Raw genomic sequence first — 5000 nt, 5'->3', positions numbered from 1 at the left:
AGATTGCGGTCGAGACCGCGTGCAGCACGAAAGTCGGCATTCTCGATCTGCGCGTCATGACGAAGTTTGGCAGCTCTGGCGCGGGCCTCGAAACGTTTCTGGCGGCGCATGGTCGCCTCGCGTTCGAGCAGCATGGCAAGCCATTCGCCGTGCTCGAGGCCGCGCGCTTCGGACTGTGCGTCGAGTTCCTGGAAAGCGGTTGCCATGCCGTAAAGGCCGAGCTCTCGCAGCATGTCGATGGTGGGATTGATCAGCATGGGTGTGTCTCCTCAATGAAAGTAATCAGGGCCACGCAGATTGGCGTGATCGACGATGGCGGTTGGTTCGGTGGAATGGCGTGCGGCTTTGTGGTTGGCGATGAGCGAAGCAATGCTCTTGCAGTTCAGGCCACCGATCTCGACGGCGCGGGCTGATACGGCTTCAGCCCGATTGCGCTCGATGTCGCGAAACAGGCGCAGGATGCCCAGGCATGTTCGGAAGCCCTGTTCGGGGTGCGGACGGCTGGCGAGAATTGCGATGACCAGACCTTCGGTCTGCGGCCCGATCGACGTGGCCCAACGCCGAAAGCGCTCCGGGGTCCACTCGGCATAGCGCCGGTGGGAACTGGGCATGTGATCCGGATCGGTTCCATGGCGAGGACCTCCATAGCGGCGCTGATGCACCGCGACGCGCTTGCCGCGGTGGAAGATCTCGATGGTGCGCGCCGTTGCTCTCAGATCCACCTGCTGACGAATGAGGCTGTGCGGCACGGAATAAAAGAAGGTCTTGAACTCGACGTGGTAATCCGTCGAGACGCGAGCCAAACGCCATTCGGCAAACTCGTAGTCTTCGCTCGCAAGGCTGGCGAGTGCGGCACGCTCGACACTCTCAAACAGTTGCCGGCGACTGACGCCCAGCCGGCGCATGACGTGGTCGTTGATGCGATCAAGTGCCTGACGAATGGCCGCATTGGCTTCTGCCAGCGAGAAGAAGGTCTGATTGCGCATCCGCCCCAGAATGCACGATTGGGCGAAGCGGACGCCGTTCTCGACTTTGGATTTGTCCTTCGGTCGCCGCGGCCGTGCCGGTAGGACACCGACACCATAGTGGGATGCCATCATGCCGTAGCTGCGGTTGATCTCGGGATCGTAGAAACTGGCGCGGCTGACGCCCGACTTCAGATTGTCGGGAACGATCAGCCGGGGAACGCCTCCGAAGAAACGAAACATCCGGACATGCGAGCCGATCCAGTCCGGGAGCGTTTGCGTCCAAGTCGCCTCCGCATAGGTGAAGCTGGATGCGCCGAGCACCGCCACGAAGATCTCCGCCTCGCGGATCTCACCGGTCTTGCGATCAACAATCGGGATCTTCTTGCCGGAATAATCGACGAAGACCTTGTCGCCGGCCGCATGCTCCTGACGCATCGTCGGCGAAAGCCGCTGCTCGAAACCGCGAAAGAGTTCGCAGAAGCGACTGTAGCCATATCCTTCGGGATGCGACCCACGATACTCCTCCCACAGGATAAGCAGGGTGACGCCGGGCTTCTTGAGCTCGACGGCAAGATCGGCCCAGTTCGGTTCTGTGCGTCTTCTCGTGCCCTGTTTGACGCCGTTGCGAGTGAAGAGTTTGTTCTCGAGCGCATCGTCGGTCAGTTCGCCCGGCAAGGGCCAGGTCAATCCAACCGCCGCTGCGCGCTGCAGATTATCCTGCACCGTACTGCGCGCTATTCCCAACACGACGGCAATCTCGCGGGAGCTGGTCCCGCTTCCGGCAAGCCGCAGCATTTGTCGTAACTGTCTCATGGTCAGCCTTCTCTTTGCCGGCATCAAAATCTCCCCGTTCATCGCGGGGCATTTGATGCCAAAGTTGCTGACCCAGGAGGTAATGTTCAGTGCCGAAAACTGGCTGACTTTTGATTGGAATGGTGGCCGGCTTCAAATCGGAATGGTGGCCGGTCTTTGATCGGAATGGCGGCCGGCTTCACGTCGGAATCCGCAGTAACCGATATATCGCCTCCGCCCCCATGCTGCCGGCGCCATCGAGGATCGAACCCGCAATCGACAGCCGCGGCAATCTGTTCTCGTCATCCAGGAGATACGACGGGCACTGAAGCCGGCTGTGAAAGAAGCCCGCCGGCTAAATTCACTTCGCAATTGGTTGTGGGTCGCCGCTCCGATTCGGCTCTTGCCGTTGGCTTGTGCTTCGAGACGACCTGATTCCTATTCGCGCGGCTGGGCTGAAGTTTCTTTCAAACCCTTCGTTCCTCATCAACTCGATAACGTCCGAGCCCTGATACGCGAAACGGCCCGGCTGGTTACTGCCTGGCGAGCCGTTGAGTGTTGGTATTTGGACATGATTTGCGTTTTGTGTCCCGCGGCTTTGGCTCTGCGTCTTTTGCGGGGGCCTGATGACGGGTCAAAATCGCCGGCGACCACAGCAAAATACAAAAAAGGCCCGCACGAGGGCGGGCTCTTTTGTATTTGGTTGCGGGGACAGGATTTGAACCTGTGACCTTCAGGTTATGAGCCTGACGAGCTACCGGGCTGCTCCACCCCGCGTCAATCTTTGGACGTAAGCCATGGCCTACAATAGGATGGCCTACAGATAGATATATGTTCCCCCAAATGAAAGGGCCGCTTTCGCGGCCCGTGATCCCTTGGCGGGCCTGTTCGTGAAGAGAAGATTTTAACGTGCATTTAGCAGACCTGGCAGCGACCTACTCTCCCGCGTCTTGAGACGAAGTACCATCAGCGCTGGAGCGTTTCACGGCCGAGTTCGGAATGGGATCGGGTGCAGCCGCTCCGCCATAACCACCAGGTCGGCAAAACGCACGTTATTCGAGAAGCTGTTTTCTGTGCCAAGGCGACGTTTGCGTTTTGCTAACGGGCAAGGCCCGCAAGCGCGACTGCGCGTCGCCGGTTTTCCGGCGCCCTCGCGGAGCATAGGCCCGTAAGGGCCGCTCATGCGTGAGCGCTGGTAAGACCATCTGACTTTGTCAGATGAGCATAAGGAATGAGAACGATCAAGCCGATCGAACTATTAGTACCGGTAAGCTTCAAGCGTTGCCGCTCTTCCACACCCGGCCTATCAACGTGGTCGTCTTCCACGGTTCTCAGGGAATACTCGTTTTAAGGTGGGTTTCCCGCTTAGATGCCTTCAGCGGTTATCCCGTCCGGATATAGCTACCCTGCTATGCGGCTGGCGCCACAACAGGTCCACCAGAGATCCGTCCATCCCGGTCCTCTCGTACTAGGGACAGATCCTTTCAATATTCCTACACCCACGGCAGATAGGGACCGAACTGTCTCACGACGTTCTGAACCCAACTCACGTACCGCTTTAAATGGCGAACAGCCATACCCTTGGGACCTGCTCCAGCCCCAGGATGCGATGAGTTGACATCGAGGTGCCAAACAACCCCGTCGATATGGACTCTTGGGGGTCATCAGCCTGTTATCCCCGGCGTACCTTTTATCCGTTGAGCGATGGCCCTTCCACGCGGGACCACCGGATCACTATGACCGACTTTCGTCTCTGCTCGACTTGTCAGTCTCGCAGTCAGGCAGGCTTATGCCATTGCACTCAGCGAACGATTTCCGACCGTTCTGAGCCCACCATCGCGCGCCTCCGTTACTCTTTAGGAGGCGACCGCCCCAGTCAAACTACCCACCATACATTGTCCCGGACCCGGATAACGGGCCGCGGTTAGACATCCATAGTAATAAGGGTGGTATTTCAAGGGTGGCTCCACCTGAGCTGGCGCCCAGGTTTCAAAGCCTACCACCTATCCTACACATGCCACTACGAATGCCAATGTAAAGCTATAGTAAAGGTGCACGGGGTCTTTCCGTCTAACCGCAGGAACCCCGCATCTTCACGGGGAATTCAATTTCACTGAGTTTATGCTGGAGACAGCGGGGAAGTCGTTACGCCATTCGTGCAGGTCGGAACTTACCCGACAAGGAATTTCGCTACCTTAGGACCGTTATAGTTACGGCCGCCGTTTACTGGGGCTTCGATTCAGAGCTTGCACCCCTCCTCTTAACCTTCCAGCACCGGGCAGGCGTCAGACCCTATACGTCGTCTTGCGACTTCGCAGAGCCCTGTGTTTTTGATAAACAGTCGCTACCCCCTGGTCTGTGCCACCCTCCTCTACTTGCGTAGAAAAGGGTCACGCTTCTTCCGAAGTTACGCGTGCAATTTGCCGAGTTCCTTCAGCATAGTTCTCTCAAGCGCCTTGGTATACTCTACCAGACCACCAGTGTCGGTTTCGGGTACGGTTTATAAGGAGGAGCTATTTCCTGGAACCACGCAGCAGCCCGTTCAATCCGATAAGATTGGACTACCTCAATGATCCGTCACTACCTCCAAGCCCACGAATATTAACGTGGTTCCCATCGACTACGCGTTTCCGCCTCGTCTTAGGGGCCGGCTAACCCTGCTCAGATTAGCTTTAAGCAGGAACCCTTGGTCTTTCGGCGGGGAGTTCTCACTCCCCTTACGTTACTCATGTCAGCATTCGCACTTCTGATACCTCCACCACCCCTCACGGGTATGGCTTCATCAGCTTACAGAACGCTCCGCTACCGCTTGGCCCTTGCGGACCAAACCCTAAGCTTCGGTGTATGGCTTTAGCCCCGTTACATTTTCGGCGCAAAGACCCTTATTTAGACCAGTGAGCTGTTACGCTTTCTTTAAATGATGGCTGCTTCTAAGCCAACATCCTGGTTGTTTTGGGATCCTCACATCCTTTCCCACTTAGCCATAACTTGGGGACCTTAGCTGTAGGTCAGGGTTGTTTCCCTTTTCACGACGGACGTTAGCACCCGCCGTGTGTCTGCCGACTAGTACTCCCAGGTATTCGGAGTTTGGTTAGGTTTGGTAATCCGGTGAGGACCCCTAGCCCATCCAGTGCTCTACCCCCTGGGGTATTCGGTCGACGCTCTACCTAAATAGATTTCGCGGAGAACCAGCTATTTCCGAGTTTGATTGGCCTTTCACCCCTAGCCACAAGTCATCCC

General features: G+C 57.1%; 3 protein-coding genes, 1 tRNA gene and 2 rRNA genes (2 of these 6 cut by a window edge). 1 reads left to right on the top strand and 5 read right to left on the bottom strand.

Features of this window, described 5'->3' with window-relative positions; translation table 11 throughout:
• Together istB and istA are read right to left on the bottom strand one after the other, a co-directional pair.
• On the bottom strand, nt 1-257 hold the 5' portion of the coding sequence (istB, locus tag ACZYHG_RS11375) for an IS21-like element helper ATPase IstB (protein ID WP_464610223.1). Its footprint begins 499 nt before the window's first position; the window shows 257 of its 756 coding nt (coding positions 1-257); the start codon lies at nt 255-257; its stop codon lies off the left edge, out of view.
• A 12-nt stretch (nt 258-269) separates the two neighbouring features.
• Nucleotides 270-1781, bottom strand: a complete 1512-nt coding sequence (gene istA / locus ACZYHG_RS11370) for an IS21 family transposase (RefSeq protein WP_464610222.1) — start codon at nt 1779-1781, stop codon at nt 270-272.
• Between istA and ACZYHG_RS11365 the strand changes: the two genes are divergently transcribed.
• Nucleotides 1780-1941, top strand: coding sequence for a hypothetical protein (locus tag ACZYHG_RS11365; protein ID WP_464613859.1), 162 nt, complete (start codon nt 1780-1782; stop codon nt 1939-1941). The two genes, istA and ACZYHG_RS11365, sit on opposite strands and share 2 nt — an antisense overlap.
• A 519-nt stretch (nt 1942-2460) precedes the next feature.
• Here the strand turns inward: ACZYHG_RS11365 and ACZYHG_RS11360 are convergent.
• The 3 genes from ACZYHG_RS11360 to ACZYHG_RS11350 all read right to left on the bottom strand — a co-directional run.
• Nucleotides 2461-2537 (bottom strand) — tRNA-Met (locus ACZYHG_RS11360).
• Between the two features lie 145 nt (nt 2538-2682).
• Nucleotides 2683-2797 (bottom strand): 5S ribosomal RNA (rrf, locus tag ACZYHG_RS11355).
• 200 nt (nt 2798-2997) lie between these two features.
• Nucleotides 2998-5000 (bottom strand): 23S ribosomal RNA (locus tag ACZYHG_RS11350) (it continues 817 nt past the right edge of the window).

This window comes from Mesorhizobium subarcticum, assembly GCF_055456085.1.
Note: the sequence above shows the minus strand (reverse complement) of the source record. Positions and strands in the feature narration are given on the sequence as shown.

What these genes read in the sequence shown, in the direction of transcription:
- ACZYHG_RS11365 (WP_464613859.1), top strand. Translation starts at nt 1,780, where the DNA reads ATGGTCAGCCTTCTCTTTGCCGGCATCAAAATCTCCCCGTTCATCGCG.
- istA (WP_464610222.1), bottom strand. Translation starts at nt 1,781, where the DNA reads ATGAGACAGTTACGACAAATGCTGCGGCTTGCCGGAAGCGGGACCAGC.